General features: G+C 70.5%; 22 protein-coding genes. 16 read left to right on the forward strand and 6 right to left on the reverse strand.

The annotated features are described in order from the left end of the window. Positions 1-3: 3 nt before the first annotated feature. Both prfH and ACIBEF_RS10660 read right to left on the reverse strand, forming a co-directional pair. On the reverse strand, positions 4-618 hold the full coding sequence (gene prfH / locus ACIBEF_RS10655; RefSeq protein WP_396792974.1) for a peptide chain release factor H: 615 nt from the start codon (positions 616-618) through the stop codon (positions 4-6). Continuing rightward, positions 615-1802, reverse strand: a complete 1188-nt coding sequence (locus ACIBEF_RS10660; RefSeq protein WP_396792976.1) for an RNA ligase RtcB family protein — start codon at positions 1800-1802, stop codon at positions 615-617. The genes prfH and ACIBEF_RS10660 overlap by 4 nt, the downstream gene beginning before the upstream one ends. Before the next feature lie 172 nt (positions 1803-1974). Between ACIBEF_RS10660 and ACIBEF_RS10665 the strand changes: the two genes are divergently transcribed. After that, positions 1975-2505, forward strand: coding sequence for an AAA family ATPase (locus ACIBEF_RS10665; RefSeq protein WP_396792979.1), 531 nt, complete (start codon positions 1975-1977; stop codon positions 2503-2505). 229 nt (positions 2506-2734) lie between these two features. On the opposite strand, the gene ACIBEF_RS10670 is transcribed toward ACIBEF_RS10665, so the two are convergent. Continuing rightward, complete coding sequence (locus ACIBEF_RS10670) at positions 2735-3904, reverse strand: ice-binding family protein (RefSeq protein ID WP_396792981.1); 1170 nt, start codon at positions 3902-3904, stop codon at positions 2735-2737. Between the two features lie 183 nt (positions 3905-4087). Beyond that, positions 4088-4741 (reverse strand): class I SAM-dependent methyltransferase, encoded by a 654-nt coding sequence (locus ACIBEF_RS10675; protein WP_396792983.1) that lies wholly within the window; start codon positions 4739-4741, stop codon positions 4088-4090. A gap of 95 nt (positions 4742-4836) precedes the next feature. On the opposite strand from ACIBEF_RS10675, the gene ACIBEF_RS10680 reads away from it, so the two are divergent. Beyond that, complete coding sequence (locus ACIBEF_RS10680) at positions 4837-5616, forward strand: SDR family oxidoreductase (RefSeq protein ID WP_396792984.1); 780 nt, start codon at positions 4837-4839, stop codon at positions 5614-5616. Between the two features lie 18 nt (positions 5617-5634). Here ACIBEF_RS10680 and ACIBEF_RS10685 read toward each other — a convergent pair whose 3' ends face one another. Both ACIBEF_RS10685 and ACIBEF_RS10690 read right to left on the reverse strand, forming a co-directional pair. Continuing rightward, positions 5635-7866, reverse strand: coding sequence for a hypothetical protein (locus ACIBEF_RS10685; RefSeq protein ID WP_396792986.1), 2232 nt, complete (start codon positions 7864-7866; stop codon positions 5635-5637). A gap of 142 nt (positions 7867-8008) precedes the next feature. Further along, positions 8009-8980, reverse strand: coding sequence for an AraC family transcriptional regulator (locus ACIBEF_RS10690; RefSeq protein WP_396792988.1), 972 nt, complete (start codon positions 8978-8980; stop codon positions 8009-8011). Between the two features lie 84 nt (positions 8981-9064). Here ACIBEF_RS10690 and ACIBEF_RS10695 point away from each other — a divergent pair, with 84 nt between their 5' ends. The 14 genes from ACIBEF_RS10695 to araA all read left to right on the forward strand — a co-directional run bounded on the left by ACIBEF_RS10695 (position 9065) and on the right by araA (position 24710). Continuing rightward, positions 9065-10033, forward strand: a complete 969-nt coding sequence (locus ACIBEF_RS10695; protein WP_396792990.1) for an SDR family NAD(P)-dependent oxidoreductase — start codon at positions 9065-9067, stop codon at positions 10031-10033. Positions 10034-10091: 58 nt separating this feature from the next. Then, positions 10092-11240 (forward strand): FUSC family protein, encoded by a 1149-nt coding sequence (locus ACIBEF_RS10700; RefSeq protein ID WP_396792992.1) that lies wholly within the window; start codon positions 10092-10094, stop codon positions 11238-11240. A 91-nt stretch (positions 11241-11331) separates the two neighbouring features. Beyond that, positions 11332-11856: a hypothetical protein gene (locus tag ACIBEF_RS10705; RefSeq protein ID WP_355498813.1), complete on the forward strand. Its 525-nt coding sequence runs from the start codon at positions 11332-11334 to the stop codon at positions 11854-11856. Between the two features lie 73 nt (positions 11857-11929). After that, positions 11930-12772 (forward strand): DUF4097 family beta strand repeat-containing protein, encoded by an 843-nt coding sequence (locus ACIBEF_RS10710; RefSeq protein ID WP_396792994.1) that lies wholly within the window; start codon positions 11930-11932, stop codon positions 12770-12772. A 33-nt stretch (positions 12773-12805) separates the two neighbouring features. After that, positions 12806-13783, forward strand: a complete 978-nt coding sequence (locus ACIBEF_RS10715; protein WP_396792996.1) for an ATP-binding cassette domain-containing protein — start codon at positions 12806-12808, stop codon at positions 13781-13783. After that, entirely contained in the window at positions 13780-14568 is a 789-nt protein-coding gene (locus tag ACIBEF_RS10720; protein ID WP_396792998.1) for an ABC transporter permease, read from the forward strand. Before ACIBEF_RS10715 ends, ACIBEF_RS10720 begins: the two co-directional genes overlap by 4 nt. A gap of 499 nt (positions 14569-15067) precedes the next feature. Then, positions 15068-15355 carry a hypothetical protein gene (locus ACIBEF_RS10725; RefSeq protein ID WP_396793000.1) on the forward strand — a complete coding sequence of 96 codons (288 nt, stop codon included), beginning with the start codon at positions 15068-15070 and terminating at the stop codon, positions 15353-15355. Between the two features lie 536 nt (positions 15356-15891). Then, the gene (gene araB, locus ACIBEF_RS10730) at positions 15892-17574 is read left to right on the forward strand and encodes a ribulokinase (RefSeq protein WP_396793001.1); all 1683 of its coding nucleotides are present in this window, start codon (positions 15892-15894) and stop codon (positions 17572-17574) included. Then, positions 17571-18263, forward strand: a complete 693-nt coding sequence (locus ACIBEF_RS10735) for an L-ribulose-5-phosphate 4-epimerase (RefSeq protein WP_238686382.1) — start codon at positions 17571-17573, stop codon at positions 18261-18263. The genes araB and ACIBEF_RS10735 overlap by 4 nt, the downstream gene beginning before the upstream one ends. A gap of 128 nt (positions 18264-18391) precedes the next feature. Continuing rightward, complete coding sequence (locus ACIBEF_RS10740; protein WP_387352983.1) at positions 18392-19399, forward strand: ABC transporter substrate-binding protein; 1008 nt, start codon at positions 18392-18394, stop codon at positions 19397-19399. 187 nt (positions 19400-19586) lie between these two features. Next, the gene (locus ACIBEF_RS10745) at positions 19587-21128 is read left to right on the forward strand and encodes a sugar ABC transporter ATP-binding protein (protein WP_396793004.1); all 1542 of its coding nucleotides are present in this window, start codon (positions 19587-19589) and stop codon (positions 21126-21128) included. Then, complete coding sequence (locus ACIBEF_RS10750) at positions 21125-22195, forward strand: ABC transporter permease (RefSeq protein WP_396793006.1); 1071 nt, start codon at positions 21125-21127, stop codon at positions 22193-22195. The genes ACIBEF_RS10745 and ACIBEF_RS10750 overlap by 4 nt, the downstream gene beginning before the upstream one ends. Further along, complete coding sequence (gene yjfF / locus ACIBEF_RS10755) at positions 22192-23181, forward strand: galactofuranose ABC transporter, permease protein YjfF (protein ID WP_355006877.1); 990 nt, start codon at positions 22192-22194, stop codon at positions 23179-23181. The genes ACIBEF_RS10750 and yjfF overlap by 4 nt, the downstream gene beginning before the upstream one ends. Before the next feature lie 26 nt (positions 23182-23207). Next, positions 23208-24710, forward strand: coding sequence for an L-arabinose isomerase (araA, locus tag ACIBEF_RS10760; protein WP_396793009.1), 1503 nt, complete (start codon positions 23208-23210; stop codon positions 24708-24710). The last annotated feature ends 169 nt before the right edge of the window (positions 24711-24879 follow it).

The following is a 24879-nucleotide window of genomic DNA, read 5'->3' on the forward strand; positions in this document are numbered from 1 at the left end:
CCGCTAGCGCGTCGGACGTTCCACCCGGACCGGGTCGCCGCGAACCAGCCTGTCGTGGACGCGCCACCGCGCGGTGGTGACGGCACGCCGCGCCGCCTCGTCGCCCTGCTCGATGCGGTGGCGCAGCAGGTCCAGGGCGATCCGGCGGTTGAGGCTGAACTGCCGCTCCTCGTCCACGACGACCACCAGGCCCGAGGGGCGGTGCGTCGCGCGTACCGCCGTGCTGGCCTTGTTCCGGTGCTGACCCCCCGGCCCGCCGGTGCGGCAGGCGACGAAATCGACGTCCGCCTCGCGGAACGTCGTCGGCCGAGCGTCGCGTTCGGGCGGCTGGGCGGTGACGTACCAGTTCTTCCGGCCGACGCCCGACCGGTACGGGCTGGGGGCCTGCCAGCAGAGTGTCCCGGTCCACGAGGCCGCGAACGCCTCGGCGTCGACACCGGAGATCCGGATCAGCACCGACCGGTGGGTGCCGGCGCGGTCACCCGGCACCGCCTCGACCTGCTGGATCGTCAGACCTCGGCGGACGCCCTCGTCGCGCAGCCGGTGCAGCAGGTGACTCAGTGCCCAGGCGCACTCCTGCGGCCCACGTCCGGCCGACAACAGCAGGAACGCGGTCATGAGTGGCCTCGCCGGCCGCGGTGGCCCCGCCGCTGCGAGCGTGCGGCGGACCCGAGGTCGGGCGTCTTGTAGGTGACCACGGGCGTCGTGCTGACCACCGGGGTGGCCAGCCGGTGTTCGACCAGGTCGGCGATCACCTGCTCGATGCGCTTGTACGCCGTGGGTGCCTCCTCGAAGAGCAGTTGCCGGTCACCGCACACCACCAGCGAACCCACCGGGGTACGACGGAGCTCCTCGACCGTGTGCTTGGCCCTGCCCCGCCGCAGGGCGTCGGCGCGCGACATCTTGCGGCCGGCGCCGTGGGCCACCGAATGGTTGGCCTCCGGCCCGGCGTGCGCGGCCACCAGGTAGGACGCCGTTCCCCGGGTACCGGCGATCAGGACGTCGCGCCCGTCACCCGGCGCCGCGCCCTTGCGGTGCAGGTAGACCCCGTCCCGGACCTCGACCAGGTTGTGGCACTCATCGACGATCGGCGCGGTGGGCTCGGCCCCCAACGCGTGCGCCACCCGGGCGGCCAGCACCCGGCGGTTGAGCGAACCCCAGCGCACGGCGTCGTCGTGCCTGCCCAGGTATGCGGCGGGGTCGGGGGCCGACCCGGCGCCGTGGACCTCGGTGTGCGCCCGCAGGATCCGCTCGCCCAGACCACGGGACCCGCTGTGCACGATCAGCACGAGATCGCCGGCGTCGAGCCCGAGCCGGCCCGCGTGCCGCACGTCGAGGACGGTGTCGACGCGGGCCAACTCCACGAAGTGGTTGCCCCGGCCCACCGTCCCGAGGCCGTCGAAATGGCCGGCTGGAACGTCGCCGTCGACGGCGGCCCAGGCGGGGTCGTCGGCGTCGCGTACCGGGTCGAGCGCCTGGTCGAGGTCGGGGAACCGTGCGGCGAGCCGTTCCGGTACGGCCCGCTTGAGCTTGATCGGAAACACGGCGATGCCGCAGCCGATGTCGGAGCCCACCAGGAACGGGTACAGCACTGTCGACGCCATGGCCGCGCCGATGGGGGCACCCTTGCCGGGGTGCAGGTCCGGCATCGCGGCGACGTGCCGCATGCCGTCCAGGGCGGCGACCTGCTGGCACTGTGCGAGCGCATCGGACTCGATCCAGCTCGCGGGAGAGGCGAACACCGTGACGGTGGCCGGGGCGGACGGGGGAAGGGGCTCCCGAGGGAGGTGGTGCTGGGACAAGGAGGCTCATCTCTGGCTGCCAACGTGAAAAGCGGACGGCGTCACGGCCCCCGGGAGGCATCACCGGTGGCGCGGAGCAGGGGTGGAGTCCGTCAGTACGTCATGGACGTCACTCTGGTCGAGGCGCGCCAGGCACGACAACTGATTTTTCTTCACGACGTACGCTGCCGCGATGAGCGCACCGCGTCGCATCCTGGTCTACGGGGTGTACGGCTCCGGCAAGTCCACCCTCGCGGCGCGATTGGCCGAACACCTCGGACTGCACTGGTATCCGGTGGACGACCTGCTCTGGCAACCGGGCTGGGTCGAGGTGCCGGTCGCCCAGCAACGCAGCCGGATCGAGGAGATCTGCCGACGGGACCGCTGGATCATCGACGGGGCGTACCACGGTTGGCGGGACGTCCCGATGGCCCGCGCCGATCTGGTCGTCGGCCTTGACTATCCACGGTGGCTGTCGTTCGGGCGGTTGCTCCGCCGCACCGTCCGCCGGCTGGTCACCGGCGAGGTGATCTGCAACGGCAACCGCGAGTCGCTGAGCAGTGTGCTGTCCCCGGACTCGATCCTGGTGTGGCACGTCACCGCGTTCGGCCGCGCCCGACGGCGGATGCGGGCCTGGCAGGCCGACCCGTCCGCGCCGCCCGTGGTGTTACTGCGCTCCCCGGCGGAGATGGAGGTCTGGCTGGCCGCGCTGCCCCGCCTTTGACGCACCGACCTCCGTCCTACGCCTCGGCGACCCCGACCACAGATCCTGCTCTACCTGTCCCACGAGTGGGAAGGCGAGGTCATGCGCGAGCTGGGGATTGTCGACTGACCGTCCATGGCGGACGCGTCGGGGGGGCCCCCCCCCGGGGGGGGGGGGGCCCCCCCCGGGGGGGGGGGGGGCCCCACGACGTGACGTGGCCCGGCCGGGATCACACCGGCCGGGCCACCGATCAGGATTCCAGGCGTCGACGCCTGGCCAGGAAGAACGCGACAGCGCCCAGCACGACCATCACACTTCCGATACCGGTCATGGTCGGGACCGCATCGCCGCCGGTGACCGGCAGGATGGGGTGCTTGCCGCCGCCACCAGGTCGACCGGGAGGTCCGGGGGGTCCGGACGGACCAGGTGCGCCGGGGCTACCGGGCGCTCCGGGACTACCGGGCGCTCCGGGACTACCGGGTGCGCCAGGTGCTCCCGGGCTGCCAGGTGCTCCGGGGCTGCCAGGTGCTCCGGGGCTGCCGGGTGCTCCCGGGCTGCCGGGTGCTCCGGGACTGCCGGGTGCTCCGGGGCTGCCAGGTGCTCCCGGGCTGCCGGGCGGACCGGACGGGCCGGGCGGACCGGTGGGCCCGGGTGGGCCGGTCGGTCCGGGCGGGCCCGTCGGCCCGGCGCAGATCGGTGCGGTGATGACGTTGGTGTCGAGTGTGACGGCGGCGGTGCGCGCCAGCGCGCGGCCCTGCAGGGTCGCGCCAGTGGCCATCGTGATCGCGGCCTGAGCCATGATGGTGCCCACGAACGTGGTGCCCGTGCCGATCGTCGCCGAGCTGCCGATCTTCCAGAACACGTTGCAGGCCGACGCCCCGTTGATCAGGACGACGCTGCTGTTCGACGCCGTCGTCAGCGAGGAGTCGACCTGGAAGATGAACACGGCCGCCGGGTCGCCCTGGCCGTTGAGCGTCAACGGTCCGGTCAGTTGGGCCGCCCCGATCCGGTAGACCCCGGCGTTGAGCGTGTTGCCGCCGAGTTCCGCCGGAAGGTTGGTGAACGGGGTTCGGCCGGCGGCGTCGTTGAAGGCGATGGTCAGATCGCTCTGGGCCTGGAGCGCGACAGCGTCGCCGAGGTGCACCTCGCCGCCGATGGTTGCCGTTCCGAAGCCGGACGCGGTGTTTCCGGGGAACCGCCCGAGACTCTGGGCCAGGAAGCTGGGGCCGGTGTTTGTGGGCTCCGCTCCGGCCAGGACGGAGAAGTCAGCCGCCGTTCCGAGATTGACCGGTGCGTCCGCGGCGTTGGCGGCGGTCGAGCTGAAGAGCAGCAGGCTGGCTGCCACAGTGGCGGCTGCGCCAGCCGCGAGTGACGGCAGGACCACTCGCCGCCGTAGCCAATTCTTAGGTTTAGCTGTCACAGAACACCCTCCGTGGGTACTACTCGCAGGAGACGTCAGCGAGTGGCGTCCTGCGTGATACGGCCTGTATGGCGCCGATAAGCGCGCTGACCACCACATCACGTCCGGTGTTCAAATGAGGGCAAAACGGGACAATGGCCAAGTCGTAACTATCTGAATTGGATCGACCTTCGCGTTCGCGTTCTATCGCTGAACGGCCGGGATCGGCCTGATCGCGCGGCCGAGGGCGCAGGGGGAGGACGGGCTGTTGCTGGTGGCCGGAAAACGGAACCTGCGCAGCTGCTGCACCTCGAAGCCGGCCGCGCCGATGGCGGCGACGGTGTCACGGTTGGTGTGGCAGCCGGCGAACAGCTTCGGCCACAGTGTGGCGTCGAGGAGTCGCTGGGCGCGGTGCAGACCACCGGCCCCTTCGGCGGCGACGTGCTCGAAGAACCGCACCTCGCCTCCGGGGCGCAGCACCCGGCTGATCTCGGCCAACGCGCTCGCCTGATCGGGCACCGTACACAACACCAACGCGACCACCGCCGCGTCGAACTCGCCGTCCCCGGCGGGCAGCGCCTCGGCCAGACCGTCGACGACAGTCACCGGAACCGGCGCGGTCGACGCGGCGCGCTCGGCGGCGGCACGCAGACGCCGCTCCGGTTCGACCGCGTGGACCTGGGTCACCCCCGGCGGGTAGTGGGCGAACATCAGCCCGTTGCCCGCACCGATCTCGATCACCCGGCCGGACAGGCCGGCGACCAGCTCCCGCCGGAACGCCGCAGTGCCGGCGCGGTCCATGGCGACGCTGAGTCGCTCGTAGACCCGGGCGAACACCGGGTGGGACACCGTGGCCACGTCGACCTCCTGATCTCCGTCGAACTGTTCTCCGGCGATTGTCCTGCATCCGTGCACGCTTTCCGTCTTACTGGTTGGCAGCACGATCCAATCCAGTGCAGACAGGACGTGGTACGACCATGAAGATCGTCGTCATCGGTGGCAGCAGCCTCATCGGTTCCAAGCTCGTGGAGCGCCTCGGCGCACAGGGCCACGAGGCGGTGCCGGCATCGCCGAAGACGGGCGTCAACACCCTGACCGGCGAAGGGGTGGCCGAGGCGCTCACCGGCGCCGAGGTCGTCGTCGACGTGTCGAACTCGCCGTCGTTCGAGGACGCCGCCGTACTGGAATTCTTCGAGACCTCGACCCGGACGCTCCTCGCCGCCGCGTCCGGCGCCGGGGTGAACCACTACGTGGCGCTCTCCATAGTGGGATGCGACCGGATCCCGGACAGCGGTTACATGCGCGCGAAGGTTGCCCAGGAGAAGCTCATCGTCGCGTCCGGCCTTCCGTACTCGGTGGTGCACGCCACCCAGTTCTTCGAGTTCCTCAAGGGCATCATCGACACCGCCACGGACGGCGACACCGTGCACCTCGCGCCGGTGCTCATTCAGCCGATGGCCGCGGACGACGTCGCGGCCGCGGTCGCCGAGGTCGCGCTCGGCGCGCCGACGAACTCCGTGGTCGAGGTCGCCGGCCCGGAGCAGTTCCGCCTCGACGAGCTGGGCCGAACCCTCCTCGCCGACCAGCAGGACCGTCGTTCGGTGGTGGCCGACCCCGACGCCCGGTACTTCGGCGCCAAGCTGGGCGAAGGATCGCTCGTCCCGGCCGGCGGTGCCCGCCTCGCCGGCACCGCTCTGGACGACTGGCGTACGCGGGCGGGCCGGGGAGACTGAGCCGGCCCGCCCGGCCCGCTACCCCGGCGTCCCGGGCGGGCCGGCCCGCCCACCGAGGCGCCGCACCAACTCCCGTACCGCCTCGATGAACGGCTCGTCGGACTCGCCCGGCCAGTGTCCGTGGATGGGTGGGGCGACGCTGTCTCCGGGGGGCGCCACCACGTCGAGGGGATCACGCTGCCGGCGATCCACCCTGGTAGCCGGGTCGTCGGTGGTGGCCGCCGCGGGTGAGGTACGCGGGGAGAAGATCCAGCCGCCGATCGGGTCGGTGTCGCGCCACAGGTTCACCCAGCGCCAACCCACCCGGCGGCCGATCTCGTGCAGTGCTGTGTCGTCGACGTAGGCGGGAAAGAGCCGTGCGTAGAGGCGGCGCAGCGGTGATCCGTGGGTGAGCAGGGCGACCCGGTCGCCGATCTGCGGCGGCAGTTGGAGCACCGTGGCGGCGAGCAGGACCGAGCCGTGGCTGTGCCCGGTGAGCAGCACCGCGTCGCCGCGTTCGACGAGGTAGGTGATCCGGCGGGCCAGTTCCGGCACGGCCCGCTCCGAGTAGCAGGGCGGTGAGAACGGGTGGGCGGCCCGGGGCCAGAAGGTGCCAAGGTCCCAGAGCACACCGATGTACCTGCGGTACGGCTCGGTCCGGTACGCGAAGATGCCCCCGATGATCAGCCCGAGAATGATCGCCGCGATCACCCAGCTGCCGAACGCGATACCGAACGTGACCACGTCGGCCGGCAGCCCCAGGGTCTGTTCGATGACGTCGCCCGGGAACTGCCCCAGAAGACCGACGGTGGTGGTGGCGGTGGCGAGCCCGGCGAGACAGCCGTAGAGCACGGCCAGCGGCACCAGCTTCTCGGTGAAACGAGCCCGGGCTATCGCGTCTCGGACCTGCCGCAGTCGGCGCCCTGCCTCGGCCGGCGGGTCCGGGAAGTCGCGTGCGACTATCGCCGCCCCGGCCCGGCGTCGACCCCGGCGGGAGATCAGGACGACGAGGCCAGCGACGATCACCGTGACCAGCAGGGCGCGGAAGAAGCCGAAGATGGCCCAGGTGTAGGCCCGGGGCGGACCGGAGGCGATGCCCTCGCCGGTCGACACGTCGCGGTCCAGGTAGTCCGCCACCCGGTAGACCAGTTCGGCGGAGTACGCCACCGCCATGCTGATTCCGGTGGCCGCGACCACGAGAGCACCCAGACCGAACAGCGGGGTGGCGCCGTGCTCCCGGCGCCAGTGCCAGAGCAGCACCACGCCCAGGGCGACCAACAGCGTCGTCTGGGACACGAACAGACCGGCCAGGGTCGGGTCGTAGCCGGGGAGCGCCTGCTCCTCCGGCCAGGGTTGCGGACTGGTCAGCACATGCGCCACGACGGCGACGGTCAGGAGGATGGCAGCGGTCCGGAGGGTACGGGTGACCCGGTCGAGCCGCTTGTCGCCGGGGGCCCTGTCCATCAGCGGCGGTGTGCAGAGCAGCGCCACGCAGCCGGTCATGATCACCCCCGTGGCCGCCGTGAGCGCGATCGTGGCCGCCGAACCGCCACTCGCGGCGCGGGCCAGGAGCAGGGCGAGGTCCAGCGTCGCGAAGGCCGCCGTGACGTGGATGGCGCGCAACCGGCCCACCAGCGGCTCGGCGTCCCACTGACCGACAGTGCCGAGGCGGGACGCGGAGATGCTCTGATCGGGTTCGCGAAACGCTTCGAACGTCCGGCCCGGCCGGCAACTTACCCGCCAGATGAGGCCGATCGCGGCGGCCGGGACGAGCGCGAGCACCGCCAGCCGCAGTCCGACCGGCCGTCCACCCAACCAGGACAACCAACTGCGTCCGGCCAGACAGTCGGGGGAGGCCAGGCATTTCCAGCCGACGAGATCCAGGGCGACGCCGACGATGGCGAGCACGTACAGCACGGTGAGCGTGAGCGCCAGCACCCGGCAGAGGGACTTGACCACCGCTTCGGAACCGGGGTTCGCCGGGCGCATCCAGATCGCGACGTTGACCAGCATGAAGGGGAGCAGGAAGACCACCGCCAGGGTGCGGGCCACCGTCCCGGAGGGCAGGTCACCCCAGCGGTACGCCTCCCGCGTCACCCCGTGTGCCCCGGTGCTCTCCGAGTACCGGGGGCGGGGCCGGTAGAACCCGCCACTGCGGTCACCGGCGACCTGCGCGGTCTGTTGCAGGTCCAGCACCTGCGCGGCGCTCGCGCCGGAGACTCCGTGGACCCGCAGCTCCACGACGTCACCGGAGCTGTCCGGCCCACTCAACCGCGTTGATCCATCCGACGTCCCCCCGAGCGTCTCGCAGCCCTTGTCCGTGATCCGGCGCCGATGCCACGCGCCGGGTCGCCGGTAACGGCAGAGCCGCGTCTACCCGCTCCGGCCGCCGCCAATCTCCGCCGGCGGGGTGCTACCGCCCCGGCAGGGCCCGACCGGCGGTCACCGTCTGCTCCGGTACGTCGGTCCGGGCCGACTTTGCCAACTCGGTGCGGTAGGCGCGCGGCGAGAGGCCGGTGGTGCGCTTGAAGGCCACGCTCAGCGCGCTCTCCGAGCCGTACCCGACGGCCTGGGCGATGGTGGCGACGGTGTCGGAGCTGCGCCGGATGCGGTCGGCCGCGAGCTCTATCCGCCACCCGGTCAGGTACTCCAGCGGGCCCGCCCCGACGATCTTCTTGAAGCGGGCCGCCAGCGTCGACCGGGAGACGGTCGCCGCCCGGGCGACCTCGTCCACCGTCCACGGGTGCGCGGGCCGCTCGTGCATCGCGCGCAGCGCGGGAGCGACCACCGGGTCGGTGAGACCGGCCAGCCACCCGGAGCCGGGCCGCTCGTCACGGGCCAGGTGCAGCCGAAGGATCCGGATCAGCAGGACGAGCGCCAGATGCTCGGCGACGAGGTGGGAGCCGAGTCGCGTCGATCGCAGTTCCGCGTCGATCTCGCCGAGGGCCCACTGGACGGTCCCGGCCTCCGGGGTGTCGGCGGGCACGTGGATGACCGGTGGAAGGTTGTCCAGCAGAAGGCTGCGTGCCCGCCCACCAAGGGTGAAAGCGCCGCCGATGAGGAACACGTCGTCGCCGTCGCCGGCGTGCGCCACACCGTCGGTAGCGGCGGCGAAGATGGGGTACGCGGGCTGGACCGGCACCTCGGGATCGCTGAAGAGGGTGTAGGCCGCCGGTCGGGTCAGCAGGAAGCAGTCGCCCGCACCGATGTCGATGGGCTCGGCGTGGCCGTCGACCCGCAGCCAACATCGTCCCCGCCGGACGGCGTTGAACTTGACCCCGGCCGGCGGGTCGAAACCGACTGCCCAGCGTCCGCCTCCGACCAGACCGGCGGAGACGTGGCTCGTCGCGCCGAGCAGGGCCAGGACATCCTCCAGCGGATCCATCCCCACCTCTTCTGGACGCTCACGAAAGTATGAAGGACTCTAGACTATAGGCAGTCCGACCCGCGCGTTCGTAGCCTGGGTTTCATGACAGCGAATCCACGCCTCACCACCCCGTTCACCGCCCGCACCACGGCCGCCGAGGTCCTCCACGGTTTCGACCTCACCGGACGGCGGATGATCGTCACCGGGGGCGCGTCCGGCATCGGTGTGGAGACGGTGCGCGCGTTGGCCGGGGCCGGCGCCGAGGTCACCATCGCGACCCGGAATCCTCGGGCGGCCGACCGGCTCGCCGAGGAGTTCGCCACCGATGCCACGGTGGGCACGGTCCGGTCGTCCGCCCTCGACCTTTCCGACCTGGCGTCGGTCGACGCCTTCGTCGCGGCCTGGCAGGGCCCACTCGACGTGCTGGTGGCCAACGCCGGAATCATGGCGATCCCGACCCGCCAGCTGACCGCCGTGGGCTGGGAACTCCAGCTCGCGACGAACCACCTCGGCCACTTCGCGCTGGCCCTGGGGCTGCACGACAGTCTGCGGGCCGCCGAGGCGGCACGGGTCGTGATGGTCAGCTCCGGTGCGCACCTTGCCGCGCCGTTCGACTTCGACGACCCGCAGTTCGAGCAGCGCCCGTACGACCCGTGGTCGGCCTACGGTCAGTCGAAGACCGCCGAGGTCCTGCTCGCGGTGGGAATCACCCGCCAGTGGGCGAGGGACGGGATCACCGCGAACGCCCTCAACCCCGGTTACATCTTCACCAACCTCCAGCGCCACATCGACGACGACACGATGCGGGCGATGGGCGCGATGGACGAGGCGGGCAACCTCATCGAGGCGGAGTACTACAAGAAGCCCGACCAGGGCGCGTCGACCACGGTCCTGCTCGCCGGCTCACCCCTGCTCGACGGGGTCGGCGGTCGGTACTTCGACGACAACCAGGAGGCCGAGGTCATCCCCGGGGGTCCCGACGCCACCGGCGGAGTCGCCGCCCACGCGTTGGACCCGACCGCGGCCGACCGGCTCTGGGCGTACGCCGAGGAGACGCTCACCTCGCGCTGAGGACGGCCGGGCCGTGCCGGGCGAGGATTGAGCCGGTCGTGGCGGGGTAGGTGCCGCCATGGTCGCTGCCGGTCGGCGCGGAGCGGACGCGGGCCCCTCGACCGTCGTCCGGCTCCTGGACCGCGTGGTGGCCGCCTTACGCGAGCGGGTACGGCGGGTACGGACCATCGGCGGCCTCGCCCTGCAGGCCGGCCTGGCCGCCGGACTGTCCTGGTTCGTGGCGCATTCGCTGCTGCAGGTGTCGCAGCCGGTCTTCGCGCCGATCTCCGCGGTCTCGACGCTCGCCGCGTCTGTCGGCCAGCGTCTGCGTCGCACCGTCGAGCTGATCATCGGGGTCACCGTCGGCGTGCTGATCGGCGACCTGCTCCTTGTGGTGATCGGCACCGGATGGTGGCAGCTCGCCCTGATCGTCGTGCTGGCGATCGTCGTCGCGCTCTTCCTCGCGGGTAGCGCGGCGGTGGTGATCCAGGCGGGGGCGACGGCGGTGCTCATCGCCACGCTCAGCCCGGCCGTCCGGGATCTGGAGATCCCCCGTTTCGTGGACGCGCTCGTCGGGGGAGGGGTGGCGCTGCTGGTCACCGCCGTGTTGCTACCGCTGAACCCGTTGCGGGTGCTCAACCGGGCCGCGCGCCCGGCGTTGGACCTCCTGGCGACCCAGCTCGACGCCACCGCCGAGGCGCTGACCGAGCGGGATGCCGCTCGGGCCCGTACCGCCCGGGGTGAGCTGCGGCAGAGCGCGGGCCGGTTGAAGGCGTTCGTCGAGGCGACCCAGGGCGCCCGGGAGGCGAGCACCCTGTCGCCGGTGTACTGGCATCAGCGGCGCGGGCCGGTGGGCCGCTACGCGCAGGCGGCGGAGCCGATCGACCGGGCGATGCGCAACAGCGGCACCCTGATCCGACGGTCGGTGACGCTCATCGAGGACGGCGAACCGGTACCGGAGTCGTTGCCGACGGCGGTGGCGGATCTCGCCGAGGCGGTCCGCCTGTTGAAGCGGCAGTTCGCCGCCGGCGCCGAGCCGAACCGGGCCCGCGAGCAGGCGCTGCGGGCGGTCCGGACGGCCGGGCACGCCTATCGGGACGGTGTCGGCTTCTCCGGCGCGGTGGTGGTGGCGCAGGTCCGGACGACCGTCAGTGACCTCCTGGTCGCCTCCGGATTGAGCCAGGAGGACGCGAATCACCTGGTCCGGAGGCTTTTCGGCGACCTCTGAGACGTGACTGACCCCCGGCGGGGCCAGGTGGTGGCATCTTGCTGAGCCACGACTGTTGCACCCTGAGCCAAAGTGGTGCCATTATGGTGCCATGGAGCTGAGGTCATACGTCGAGAACCTACGTAACGAGTTCGCCGTGGCCGCCGAGGGCGTGGACCCGGAGGCCCGGGCGTTGGCCGAACGACTCTTCGCGCAGTTGGAAGCGGCCACCCGTCTCACGCTGCTCGAAGCGCTGTCCGACGCGGCCGACGAGATCACCCGCGATCTCGCACCGGGCTCGGTGCACGTTCGGCTGCGCGGGCGCGAGCCCGACTTCGTCGTGACGCCGGCCAGCCCGCCGGGCGAGGTGGCGAGCGAGCCCAGTGGCCCGCCGCCGCTGTCGGTGCCGGTGTCCGCGCCCGAGGGTGACGAGGGCGGCACCTCACGGATCAACCTGCGGCTGCCCGACCACCTGAAGGCCAGCGTCGAGGAGGCCGCCGGGCGCGCCGGGCTCTCCGTCAACGCCTGGTTGGTGCGCGCCGTCGCCGGTGCCGTCGGTGGGGGCGAGGCGGAGCGTCGTCCGCCCCGCCGTCCGGAGCCGCGCTCCGGCCAGCACTTCACCGGCTGGGCCCGCTAACCCCCCTCGTACCCCACCTCATCACGCCGCTGACCAGCGGCGACCTTCGCCGACCACCTTTCGGGAGACCACCATGCCTGTTTTCGACACGCCAGAAGCGATTTTCGCCCGGATCGAGATCCCGGTCGGGGACGTGTGGATCGCGGCCAGCGACCGCACCGACACGGTGGTGACCGTGCGGCCCCGCGACCCGTCGAGCAAGGCCGACCTGAGTGCCGCGGAGCAGACCACTGTCGAGTACGCCGCCGGACAGCTGGTGGTCAGGGTGCCGAAGAGCTGGCGCCGCTACGGGTTCGGTGCCGGGCCGTCGGTCGACGTCCTGATCGAGCTGCCGACCGGATCGGGCGTACTGGCCGAGTCGTCGTGGGCGGCGTTCCGCTGCGAGGGTCGGCTCGGTGAGTGCCGCATCAAGACCGGTGGCAACATCCGGCTCGACGAGACCGGGCCGCTGGACATCGACTCCAGCCACGGCGAGGTCGCGGCCGAGCGAGTCCTCGGCTCCGCCCGGGTGAAGGTGTCGTCCGGCAAGGTGCGTCTCGGAGTCGTCGACGGCAGCGCCGAGATCAAGAACTCCTCCGGTGACTGCTGGATCGGTAGCGGTGGCGGCGCTGTCCGGATCAACACGGCCTACGGCGACGTCACAGTGGACACCGCACTGGCCTCGGTGACGGCCCGTACCGCCTACGGCAACCTCCGGCTGGGCGAGGTCGTCCGGGGAGCTGTCGAGTTGCAGACCTCCTACGGCGCCATCGAGGTCGGCATCCGTCGCGGGACGGCCGCCTGGCTGGACGTCAGTTCCAAGCACGGCCGTGTGCACAACGCGCTGGAGTCGACCGACAGCCCGGCGCAGACCGACGAGACGGTCGAGGTCCGGGCGAACACCTCCTTCGGCGACATCATGATCCGCCGCGCCTGACCCACCGCCCCGCCGACCACAGAAGAGGAGACCATGACCAGTTCCATGAACCCCGCGATCGTCGCCACCGACCTGCGCAAGTCCTACGGTGACAAGGTCGTCCTGGACGGCATCGACCTGATGATCACCGAGGGCACCATCTTCGCGTTGCTCGGTCCGAACGGCGCCGGCAAGACCACCACCGTGCAGATCCTCTCCACCCTGATCGACGCCGACGGCGGTAACGCCCGTGTCTTCGGCCACGACCTGACCCGGAAACCCGACGCGGTACGCGCGCTGATCGGCGTCACCGGCCAGTTCTCCGCCGTCGACAACCTGCTCACCGGTCGGGAGAACCTGACCCTGATGGCCGACCTGTGCCACCTGGACCGGGCCGCCGGTCGGCGCCGGATCGCCGACCTCCTCGACCAGTTCGACCTGACCGAGGCGGCGGGCAAGCCGGCGTCCACGTACTCCGGCGGCATGCGCCGCCGGCTCGACCTCGCGATGACCCTGGTCGGCGAGCCCCGCGTCATCTTCCTCGACGAGCCGACCACCGGCCTCGACCCACGTAGCCGCCGGGCCATGTGGCACATCATCCGCGCACTCGCCGCCGAGGGCGTGACCATCCTGCTCACCACGCAGTACCTGGAGGAGGCCGACCAGCTCGCCGACCGGGTGGCGTTCCTCGACCACGGCCGGCTGATCGCCGAGGGCACGCCGCGCGAGCTCAAGCGGCTCATCCCGGGTGGCCACGTCGTGTTGCAGTTCGCCGACCAGGAGGGGCTCGACTCGGCGGCCCGGACGTTCGAGGCCGCCACCCGCGACGACGCGGCGCTCACCCTCCAGGTGCCGAGTGACGGAGGGGTCGGGTCGCTGCGATCCCTGCTCGATCAGCTCGACCACGCCTCGATCAGCGTGGCGGGGCTCTCCGTGCACACCCCCGACCTCGACGACGTCTTCCTCACCCTCACCGGGCAGCCCGACACCCGGTCCAGCCGACCCGACAACGAAAGGGCTCCTGCGCGATGAGCACCCTCTCCCTCGCCGTCCGCGACTCGAGCACCATGCTGCGGCGAAACCTGCTGCACATGCGGCGGTACCCGTCGATGACGTTCCTGCTCATCGGCATCCCGATCATCATCCTGCTGCTCTTCGTCTACGTCTTCGGCGGCACGCTCGGCGCCGGTCTCGGCCCGTCCGGCGGCCGCTCCCAGTACGCCAACTACGTCACCCCCGGCATCCTGCTCATCACAGTGGTCAGCGCCGCGCAGGGCACCGCCATCTCGGTCGCGATGGACATGACCGAGGGGATCATCGCCCGGTTCCGCACGATGTCGATCGTCCGACCGTCAGTCCTGACGGGTCACGTACTGGGCAGCCTGGTGCAGACCATGCTCAGCCTCGCGGCCGTCACCGTCGTGGCGCTGCTGGTCGGGTTCCGGCCCAACGCCAACGCGGTCGAGTGGCTCGCGGCGGTCGGCGTACTCGCCATGATCACCTTTGCGCTGACCTGGCTGTCCGTCGCCCTCGGCCTGGTCAGTGACAGTGTCGAGACGGCGAGCAACCTGCCCATGCCGCTGATCCTCCTGCCGTTCCTCGGCAGCGGGTTCGTCCCCACCGACTCCATGCCGACCGCCGTGCGGCTGTTCGCGGACTACCAGCCCTTCACGCCCGTCATGGAGACCCTTCGCGGCCTGCTCCTGGGCACCGGGATCGGCGCCAACGGGATCATCGCGGTCGTCTGGTGCGCCGTCATCACGGTGGGTAGCTTCCTGTGGGCCAAGTCCCTGTACAACCGCAACCGGACGGCCTGATCCGACCGGCACGTCCCGGTAGCACCGCAGCGGAGAGCCGGCGGCTCGGCCCACAGGGGTCGGACCGCCGGCTCGTGGCGTCGCGCGACCGGCGGCGCGAGTGCGGGGTCGGGCGGCGGGTCGGCGGCGCGAGTGCGTGCTCGACCCGGCAACCGGAAGCACCCCGCCTCGCCTCGCCCCTGCCACCCAGCCCCGCCCCGCCCCGCCTCGCCTCTGCCACCCAGCCTCGCCCCGCCTCGCCCCTGCCGCCCCGCCGCAGACTGCCTGCCGCCGTTGGCCGTCAGGCTCAACGGCTAGCCAGGGACGGGGCGCTGGAACCACATCCGCCAACGAGCGTGATGTCTGTGAGTCATCACGATGACTCACAGACATCACGCTCATCGAAGTGAGGCCCTCCAGGTCACGCGCTCGGCGTTTCGGGGAGCGCGGATCGCGCCGCAAGTGGCCGACCTGCCGCAGCGGGATCGCGGGCATCTCGCCCGTGGGCCACCATGCCGGGATGTCATCGACTCGCCTTGTCGCCCTGCTCGGTGCTGCCGCGCGGCACCAGCGACAGCTGCGCGACCTGAGCCAGCGTCAGTTGGCCACGTTGGCCGCGCGGTGGCCGCGTTGGCCGCGCGGTGGCCGCGGTGGCCGCGGTGGCCGCGGTGGCCGCGGTGGCCGCGCGGTGGCCGCGGTGGCCGCGTTGGTCGCGGTGGTCGCGTTGGCCGCGGTGGCCGAGGTCGACCAGGCCGCGGTGGCCCGGTTCGAACGCGGTCGATCACTCCGCCCGCGACCTCCGACGTGACAGAGCCCGAGCGGAGCTTCGCCTCCGGGTCGCCCGACGCGCCGTCGGGCGCGCGCGGGGCGACCGGGTGGCGCGGGCACACCAAGACGTTGAATGTTATCGATAACACCGGGCGCTCGCCCGGCTTCGCGTCGGGTGGTTCGCCCGCCGGGGCGCTCAGCCAAGAGCCCGCATGGTCATCGATGGCTGTGGAGCGGATCCGAGCACGCGACCGTGACGCCTCGGGAATGTTATCGCTGCCATCATCTCCGGGGGAGAAGTGGCCGCTATCGGACGGCGATGTCGCAATGTGCGGCGGACCAGACCTGTCACGTCGCCTGTTGGCGGCTCTCCGGGCGGCGCTCGTACCGGGCTCGGGCCCCAATCGTCAGATGGATGCCGCAGTTGAGGGCGAAATGGTGGTTCTGCGGCGGTTCGCTATCTACCTCCCGAGTCGGCCCGCCTTTCGCGTTCCGTTACGGAGCTGTTGCGGGTAGATGTCTTGACGAGGCTGGATGTGAGCGTTAACACTATCCCCGTTAACGGTGGAGGTGAACATGAACCGTGTGGACGGAGCTGACGACCGCTACGTCGTCGGTGTCGACTATGGCACCCTGTCCGGGCGAGCTCTGGTGGTCCGTGTCGGCGATGGTGCCGAGTTGGGGACCGCGGTGCACGAGTACGGCGATGGCGTGATCAGTACCGCCCTCCCGGGAGGCCGAACGCTGCCCCCGGACTGGGCCCTGCAGAACCCGCAGGACTACCGCGACGTGCTGAGGTACGCCGTCCCGGCGGCACTGTCCGCCGCGGGGGTGGATCCGGCGGCGGTGGTCGGCATCGGCATCGACTTCACCGCCTGCACCGTGCTGCCGACGCTCGCCGACGGCACCCCGCTCTGCGAGACGCCCGAGCTGCGCGACCGACCGCACGCCTGGGTGAAGCTGTGGAAGCACCACGCCGCGCAGCCGCACGCCGACCGGATCAACGCGCTCGCCCACGAACGGGCCGAGCCGTGGATCGGCCGGTACGGCGGCAAGATCTCCGCCGAGTGGCAGTACGCCAAGGGCCTGCAGCTCCTGGAGGAGGACCCGGAGGTCTACGACCGGGCCGAGCGCTTCATCGAGGCCGCCGACTGGATCGTCTGGCAGCTCTGTGGCACCGAGACCCGCAACGTCTGCACGGCCGGCTACAAGGGCATCCTGCAGGACGGTCACTACCCCTCCGAGGGCTTCCTGACCGCTCTCAACCCCAACTTCGGCGACTTCGTGGCCAAGCTGGACGGCCCGTTGCTGCCCCTCGGGGCCCGGGCCGGCGCGCTCACCGCCCAGGCCGCCGCCTGGACCGGCCTGCCGGAGGGAATCGCGGTGGCCGTCGGCAACGTCGACGCGCACGTCACCGCGGCGTCCGCGCAGGCGGTGCAGCCCGGTCGGCTGGTCGCCATCATGGGCACCTCGACCTGTCACGTCGTCAACGGCGCGGAGGTCGCCGAGGTGGCCGGCATGTGCGGTGTGGTTGATGGTGGCATCAGCCCCGGCGCGTGGGGTTACGAGGCCGGGCAGAGCGGTGTCGGCGACATCTTCGGCTGGTTCGTCGAGCACGCCGCCCCGGCCGGGGTCGACTCACACGTTCGCCTCACCGAGTTGGCCGCGAGTCAGCCCGTCGGCGCGCACGGCCTGATCGCGTTGGACTGGTGGAACGGCAACCGTTCCCTTCTGGTCAACCACGACCTCAGCGGGATGATCGTCGGCATGACCCTGGCCACCCGGCCGGCGGACATCTACCGGGCCCTGCTGGAGTCCACCGCGTACGGCACCCGGATGATCATCGAAGCGTTCGTCGACGCCGGGGTCCCGGTGAACGACCTGGTGATCGCCGGTGGTCTGACCAACAACGCGCTGCTGATGCAGATCTACGCCGACGTGACCAGGCGACCGCTGAACATCATCGCCTCGGCGCAGGGGCCGGCGCTGGGCTCGGCGATCCACGCCGCCGTCGCCGCCGGTGAGTTCCCCTCGATCCACGAGGCGTCGCAGGCCATGGGTCGGGTGCACGAGGCCGTCTACCGTCCGGACCCCGAGCGGGCCCGCGCCTACGACGCCCTCTACGCCGAGTACCGGACGCTGCACGACCACTTCGGTCGTGGCGGCAACGACGTCATGCTCCGCCTGCGGGCGATCCGCAACGCGGCGGTCGAGACCGCCGCGACCACCCACGATGCCCCGTTGGAGGTGGTGGCGTGAACGCCGAGGTGACCCGACAGATCGCCGAGCTGCGCGAGACCGTGGCCCGCCTGCACGCCGAGCTGACCCGGTACAACCTGGTCGCCTGGACGTCCGGCAACGTCTCCGCGCGGGTCCCCGGCCAGGACCTGATGGTGATCAAGCCGAGTGGGGTGAGCTACGACGACCTCACCGCGGCCACGATGGTGGTGTGCGACCTCGACGGCGTTCTCGTCGAGGGCGACTTCGCCCCGTCCAGCGACACGGCCGCCCACGCCTACGTCTACCGGGCCATGCCCGAGGTCGGTGGGGTCGTGCACACGCACAGCTCGTACGCGACCGCCTGGGCCGCGTGTGGGGAGTCGATCCCCTGCCACCTCACCGCGCAGGCCGACGAGTTCGGTGGGGAGATCCCGATCGGCCCGTTCGCGCTGATCGGCGGTGACGACATCGGCAAGGGCATCGTCGCCACGCTCGCCGGGCACCGCTCGCCGGCGGTGCTGATGCGCAACCACGGCGTGTTCACCATCGGCCGCGACGCCCGCGCGGCGGTCAAGGCAGCGGTCATGTGCGAGGACGTGGCGCGTACCGCGCACCTGGCCCACACCCTCGGGCAGCCGGTCCCGATGGCGCAGGCCGACATCGACTCGCTCTACGACCGCTACCAGAACGTCTACGGCCAACAACCAGTCGCACCGGCGGGTTCCTGACCCTGCACCGAAGACCCGGGACCCGTCGGTCTGCACCACGACGCACCAGCACGCACCACCCGCGTACGCCGCTTCTCGCACCTCGGCGGTTGGCGCGGTTACCCACCACATCCAGCCAAGGAGATTCGATGGGAAAGATGCGAACGCAGTCCGTTCGGTGGCGCGCTGCCGCGGTCCTCGCCAGCGTGCTGCTGGTCGGCGGCGTGGCGGCCTGTGGCAACAGTGACACCGGCGGTGGCGGCGGCACCAAGGACGACGGCAAGATCACGATGGGCTTCTCCCAGGTCGGTGCGGAGAGCGGGTGGCGTACCGCGAACACCATCTCGATCAAGGAGGCCGCCACGGCGGCCGGCATCGAGCTGAAGTTCGACGACGCGCAGCAGAAGCAGGAAAACCAGATCAAGGCGATCCGCAACTACATCCAGCAGAAGGTCGACGTGATCGCCTTCTCGCCGGTGGTGGAGTCCGGGTGGGACACCGTGCTCAAGGAGGCCAAGGACGCCGGCATCCCGGTCATCCTGACCGACCGCTCGGTGGACTCGGCCGACAAGTCGCTCTACAAGACCTTCCTCGGCTCGGACTTCGTCAAGGAGGGCCGGCTCGCGGGCGAGTGGCTGGTCGAGCAGAAGAAGACCGCCTCCGGTCCGGTGAACATCGTCGAGCTGCAGGGCAGCACGGGCGCGGCGCCGGCGAACGACCGCAAGAAGGGCTTCGGTGAGGCGATCGCCGCCAACCCGAACCTGAAGGTCATCGCCTCTCAGACGGGTGACTTCACCCGGGCCGGCGGCAAGCAGGTCATGGAGCAGTTCCTCAAGGCCAACAAGCAGATCGACGTGTTGTTCGCGCACAACGACGACATGGGTCTGGGCGCGCTCGAGGCGATCACCGCCGCTGGCAAGGTGCCGGGCAAGGACATCACCATCATCACGATCGACGCTGTCAAGGACGGCATGCAGGCTCTCGCCGACGGGAAGTTCAACTTCATCGCGGAGTGCAGCCCGCTGCTCGGCCCGCAGCTGATGGACCTGGCCAAGAAGGTCAAGGCCGGCGAGACGGTGCCTGCTCGGATCGAGACCGAGGAGACCACCTTCACGACCGAGCAGGCCAAGGAAGCTCTGCCCAACCGCAAGTACTGATCGACGACGGGGTCGCCGCGTTCGCGTGGCGGCCCCGCCGCGTCGCTTCCCTACCCGAAACGGACCGGGCTTGGCCCGCGACGACCCCCGTACCACGCCCGCCCGAGCGCCCCCACCGGCGGCCGGGCGGGCGTGGCGGGAGCGTAGCGGCCCTTCCGTGTCGAGAACCCAGAAGAGGTCTGATGGGATGACGGATAGCCGTCCGGTCCTGACGATGACCGGGATCAGCAAATCCTTCCCCGGGGTGCGCGCACTCCATGACGTCAACTTCCGGCTCTTCCCCGGCGAGGTGCACGCCCTGATGGGCGAGAACGGCGCCGGCAAGTCCACCCTCATCAAGGTGCTCACCGGCGTCTACGACACTGACGAGGGCGCGATCACCCTCGACGGCGAGGCCGTGTCGTTCACCGGGCCGATGCAGGCGACCGCGGCCGGTGTGAGCACCGTTTTCCAGGAAGTCAACCTCTGCACCAACCTCTCGGTGGCGGAGAACATCTTCATCGGCCGGGAGCCCCGGGTCTTCGGCGCCGTCCGCTGGGGTGAGGTTCGCCGTCGGGCCCGAGACCTGCTGTCCCGCCTCGACCTCGACCTCGACGTCAGCGCGCCCCTCGGCTCGTACTCGCTCGCGATCCAGCAGATGGTCGCCATCGCCCGCGCCATCGACATCAAGGCCCGGGTGCTGATCCTGGACGAACCGACGTCCAGCCTCGACGCCAGCGAGGTGGCGCAGCTGTTCCGCATCATGCGGCAACTGCGCGACGAGGGCATCGCCATCCTGTTCGTGACCCACTTCCTCGACCAGGTCTACGAGATCGCCGACCGGATCACCGTGCTGCGCAACGGCGGGCTCGTCGGCGAGTACCTCACCACCGAGCTGCCCCAGCTCTCTTTGGTCGAGAAGATGATCGGCAAGGAGCTCGACGTCCTGGAGGGCATCGAGGAACACTCCCGGCGGGACCTGGCCGCGCTGGAGGAGGGCACCCCCCTGGTGGCGGTGTCGAACTTCGGGCGGGCGGGAGCGGTCGAGCCGTTCAGCCTCACCATCCACGCCGGCGAGGTGGTGGGCCTGGCCGGCCTGCTGGGCTCGGGGCGTACCGAGGTCGCGCGGTTGTTGTTCGGCGCCGATCGGACCGACGGCGGCCAGGTGGCGATCGACGGCACGGCGAGCAGCCTGCGCACCCCCGCGCAGGCCATCGACCACGGCGTGGGCTTCTGCTCGGAGAACCGCCGGGCCGAGGGGATCGTCGCGGACCTGTCGGTCCGCGAGAACATGATCCTCGCCATGCAGGCGGCCCGCGGCTGGCTGCGGCCCATTCCGCGTCGCCGCCAGGACGAGCTGGTCGACAAGTACGTCAAGGCCCTCAACATCCGGCCCGCCGACCCGGAGGTTCCGGTCCGCAACCTCTCTGGCGGCAACCAGCAGAAGGTGCTGCTGGCCCGGTGGCTGATCACCGAGCCGCGACTGCTGATCCTCGACGAGCCGACCCGAGGCATCGACATCGGCGCGAAGACCGAGATCCAGAAGCTCGTGACGCAGCTGTCCGACGGGGGCATGGCGGTGCTGTTCATCTCCGCCGAGCTGGAGGAGGTGCTGCGCCTCAGCCACAAGGTGGCCGTCATGCGGGACCGGCAGATGGTCGCGCAGCTCGCCAACGACGAGAGCCTCGACGCCGACCGCGTCATGCAGACCATCGCCAGCGGATCCCACCGGGAGGAGGCAGACCGATGAACGACACCATGAGCCGCTATCGGACGATGACCGGTCACCGGCTGTTCTGGCCCGCCGCCGTGCTGTTCGTCATGCTCGCCGCGAACACGATCTACCGGCCCGGCTTCCTGTCCGTCGAGCTCAAGGACGGGCACCTGTACGGCACACCGGTCGACATCCTTCGGCTCAGCGCACCGCTGATCCTCGTCGCGCTGGGCATGACCCTGGTCATCTCCACCGGGGGCATCGACCTGTCGGTGGGCTCGCTCTGCGCGATCAGCGGCGCGATCGCCTGCATGTACATCAGCAAGCAGCCCGACCAGAACAGCCTTGGCGTGGTGGTGACCGCCCTCGCGATGGCGATGGGCGTCGCGCTCGTGCTCGGCGCCTGGAACGGTGTGCTGGTGGCCGTGATCGGGATCCAACCGATCATCGCCACCCTGATCCTGATGGTCGCCGGCCGAGGTCTCGCCCAGCTGATCACCGAGGGTCAGATCATCACCATCAACTCCGAGCCGTACCGGGCGATCGGCTTGGGGCACGCGTTGACGCTGCCGCTGGCCATCTTCATCGCCCTCGCCGCGGCCCTGCTCGTCGCCGCGTTCACCCGCCGCACCGCACTCGGCATGATCATCGAGTCGGTGGGCGGCAACGCCATGGCCAGCCGGCTCGCCGGCATCCGGTCCGGCCGGGTCATCTTCCTGGCGTACGTGATCAGCGCCGCGTGTGCCGCGGTCGCCGGTTTCATGATGACGGCGAACGTCTCCAGCGCCGACGGCAACGCCGCGGGCCTCTGGGTCGAGCTGGACGCGATCCTCGCGGTCGTCATCGGCGGTACGTCCCTCGCGGGCGGCCGGTTCTTCCTGAGTGGCACGATCATCGGCGCGCTGATCATCCAGACCCTGACCACCACGGTGTACGCCATGGACATCTCGCCGCAGACCTCGCTGCTGTTCAAGGCGGTCGTCGTCATCGCCGTCTGCCTCATCCAGGCGCCGGCCTTCCGGGCCCGGTTCAGCCGACGTCGGCGCAACGTCCCGCCGCCCGCCACCATCGCCGACAAGCCGAAGGAGCAGGTGCCGGCATGACCACTGGAACGCTTACCGCCGGTCGTACCCGGTTCCGGCTGCCGAGGAAGCAGATACCGGTCCTGGCGACGCTCGCCCTGCTGCTGGTGATGTACGGCATCGGCGTCTCGCAGTACACGGCGTTCTCCAACGTCCAGGTCATCTTCAACGTCTTCATCGACAACGGCTTCCTGCTCGTCGTCGCGGTGGGCATGACCTTCGTGATCCTCACCGGGGGCATCGACCTGTCGGTCGGTTCGGTGGTCGCGATGACGGCGATGGTGTCGGCCGCGCTGCTGCAGGACGGGATGCCGGCGGCGCTGGTCCTGGTCATCGCTCTGCTCATCGGCCCGACGCTCGGCCTGTTGATGGGCTGCGTCATCCACTTCTTCGAGATCCAGCCGTTCATCGTGACGCTCGCCGGGATGTTCTTCGCCCGGGGCATGTGCACCTTCATCTCCGGCGCGTCGATCCCGATCACCGACGGGTTCTGGACCTCGATGTCGCAGGAGCGGATCGGGGACCCGCGGGGCAACTTCGTGTCGATCAGCGTGCTGATCGCCTTCGTGGTGGTCGTCATCGCCGCGTACGTGCTGGCCTACACCCGGCTGGGACGCAACGTGTACGCCATCGGCGGCAACCCGCAGTCGGCGCTGCTGATGGGCCTGCCGGTGGGGCGGACCCGGATCGCCGTCTACACGATCAGTGGTCTGTGCTCGGCCATCGGCGGGATCCTGCTGTCCTTCTACACTCTCTCCGGCGCGCCGCTGATCGCCGTGGGGATGGAGCTGGACGTCATTGCCGCCGTCGTCATCGGTGGCACTGTGCTCACCGGCGGCGCGGGTTACGTCTTCGGCACGGTGCTCGGCGTGCTGGTCCTCGGCGTGATCCAGACTCTCATCACCTTCGACGGGAGCCTCAACTCCTGGTGGACCAAGATCGTGATTGGCGGTCTGCTCTTCGCGTTCATCCTGCTTCAGCGCCTCATCGGAATCCGTTACAAGTGACCGCCCCTCTCGCGGAAGGCAACTCCATGGCACCACACACACAACCCGAGATCTGGTTCCTCACCGGCAGCCAAGGCATGTACGGCGAGGAGACGCTCCGCCAGGTGGCCGAGCAGTCTCGCCAGATCGCGGCAGCGCTCGACGACTCACCGCAGATTCCCGCCCGCGTGGTCTGGACGCCCGTCCTGACCAACAGCGGTGAGATTCTGCAGGTCTGTCGGGACGCCGCCGCTCAGGGTGCCGTCGGGGTCATCGCCTGGATGCACACGTTCTCGCCGGCCAAGATGTGGATCTCCGGTCTGGACGCGTTGCAGACACCGCTGCTGCACCTGCACACCCAGGCCAACGTTCTGCTGCCGTGGAACGACATCGACATGGACTTCATGAACCTGAACCAGGCCGCCCACGGCGACCGCGAGTTCGGGTACATCCAGACGCGTCTCGGGGTGGCCCGCAAGACGGTGGCCGGGCACGTCAGCGACCCGCGGGTGACCAGTCGGGTCGGGGCGTGGGCCCGCGCCGCGCTGGGCTGGTCGGCGATGCGGTCGCTGCGCCTGGCCCGTTTCGGTGACAACATGCGCGACGTCGCGGTGACCGAGGGCGACAAGGTCGAGGCCGAGCTGCGGTTCGGGGTCTCGGTCAACACCTACGGGGTCAACGACCTGGTCGAGGTGGTCGGCGAGGTCACCGACGCGCAGGTGGACGACCTGGTCAAGGAGTACGAGGACACCTACCGCATCGTCGGCGCGCTGCTGCCCGGCGGGGAGCAGCACGACTCGCTGCGGTACGCCGCGCGCCTGGAGTTGGGCATGCGCGCCTTCCTGGACGCCGGTGGTTTCCGGGCCTTCACGACGAACTTCGAGGACCTTGGTGGGCTGCGTCAGCTTCCGGGCATCGCCGTGCAGCGGCTGATGGCGGACGGCTACGGCTTCGGCGGTGAGGGCGACTGGAAGACCTCGGTCCTGGTCCGCACCCTCAAGGCGATGTCGGTGGGCGTGAGCGGCGGCACCTCGTTCATGGAGGACTACACCTACGACCTCACCCCGGGCAACGAGTTGGTGCTGGGCGCCCACATGCTGGAGGTCTGCCCGACCATCGCCTCCGACGTCCCCAATGTGGAGATCCATCCGCTGAGCATCGGTGGCCGGGAGGACCCGGTCCGGCTGGTGTTCGACGCCGCTGCCGGTCCGGCCGTGGTGCTCGGGCTGGCCGACATGGGGGAGCGCTTCCGGCTCGTGGCCAACGAGATCGACGTGGTGGCCCCGCCGCAACCACTGCGTCGGCTGCCGGTTGCCCGTGCCGTCTGGCGTCCGCGCCCCGACCTGCCGGTCTCGGCCGAGTCGTGGATCACCGCGGGCGCCCCGCACCACACCGTCCTTTCACAGGCGGTGGGCGTGGAGGAGCTGCACGACCTGGCGGAGATGAGCCGCACCGAGCTGGTCGTCATCGACGCCGCCACGGAGCCTCGCCGCTTCGCCGACGAGCTGCGCTGGAACCAGGCCTACCACCGGCTGGCTCGCGGCTTCTGATTCGCGCGGCCTGACGGCCTCCCCTGAAACGGGTGGTCCATCCCTGCCTGCGGGCTGGGTGGACCACCCGTTCGCGTGTGGTCCTGGCAGCGACGCGAGGCGGCTGTGTTACGGCTTGACTAACAGCATGTTATCGCTCACAGTCTATAGCCAAGATGGTCGATGTCTC

Source organism: Micromonospora sp. NPDC050795 (assembly GCF_044456785.1).
Taxonomy (GTDB): domain Bacteria; phylum Actinomycetota; class Actinomycetes; order Mycobacteriales; family Micromonosporaceae; genus Micromonospora.

Bases quoted from the DNA above. Each gene is read 5' to 3' on its own strand.
- ACIBEF_RS10720 (WP_396792998.1), top strand. From the start codon at position 13,780: ATGAGCACCCTCTCCCTCGCCGTCCGCGACTCGAGCACCATGCTGCGG.
- ACIBEF_RS10695 (WP_396792990.1), top strand. From the start codon at position 9,065: ATGACAGCGAATCCACGCCTCACCACCCCGTTCACCGCCCGCACCACG.
- yjfF (WP_355006877.1), top strand. From the start codon at position 22,192: ATGACCACTGGAACGCTTACCGCCGGTCGTACCCGGTTCCGGCTGCCG.
- ACIBEF_RS10750 (WP_396793006.1), top strand. From the start codon at position 21,125: ATGAACGACACCATGAGCCGCTATCGGACGATGACCGGTCACCGGCTG.
- ACIBEF_RS10690 (WP_396792988.1), bottom strand. From the start codon at position 8,980: ATGGATCCGCTGGAGGATGTCCTGGCCCTGCTCGGCGCGACGAGCCAC.
- ACIBEF_RS10715 (WP_396792996.1), top strand. From the start codon at position 12,806: ATGACCAGTTCCATGAACCCCGCGATCGTCGCCACCGACCTGCGCAAG.
- ACIBEF_RS10725 (WP_396793000.1), top strand. From the start codon at position 15,068: ATGTCATCGACTCGCCTTGTCGCCCTGCTCGGTGCTGCCGCGCGGCAC.
- araA (WP_396793009.1), top strand. From the start codon at position 23,208: ATGGCACCACACACACAACCCGAGATCTGGTTCCTCACCGGCAGCCAA.
- ACIBEF_RS10665 (WP_396792979.1), top strand. From the start codon at position 1,975: ATGAGCGCACCGCGTCGCATCCTGGTCTACGGGGTGTACGGCTCCGGC.
- ACIBEF_RS10700 (WP_396792992.1), top strand. From the start codon at position 10,092: ATGGTCGCTGCCGGTCGGCGCGGAGCGGACGCGGGCCCCTCGACCGTC.
- araB (WP_396793001.1), top strand. From the start codon at position 15,892: ATGAACCGTGTGGACGGAGCTGACGACCGCTACGTCGTCGGTGTCGAC.
- ACIBEF_RS10710 (WP_396792994.1), top strand. From the start codon at position 11,930: ATGCCTGTTTTCGACACGCCAGAAGCGATTTTCGCCCGGATCGAGATC.
- ACIBEF_RS10740 (WP_387352983.1), top strand. From the start codon at position 18,392: ATGGGAAAGATGCGAACGCAGTCCGTTCGGTGGCGCGCTGCCGCGGTC.
- prfH (WP_396792974.1), bottom strand. From the start codon at position 618: ATGACCGCGTTCCTGCTGTTGTCGGCCGGACGTGGGCCGCAGGAGTGC.
- ACIBEF_RS10705 (WP_355498813.1), top strand. From the start codon at position 11,332: ATGGAGCTGAGGTCATACGTCGAGAACCTACGTAACGAGTTCGCCGTG.
- ACIBEF_RS10745 (WP_396793004.1), top strand. From the start codon at position 19,587: ATGACGGATAGCCGTCCGGTCCTGACGATGACCGGGATCAGCAAATCC.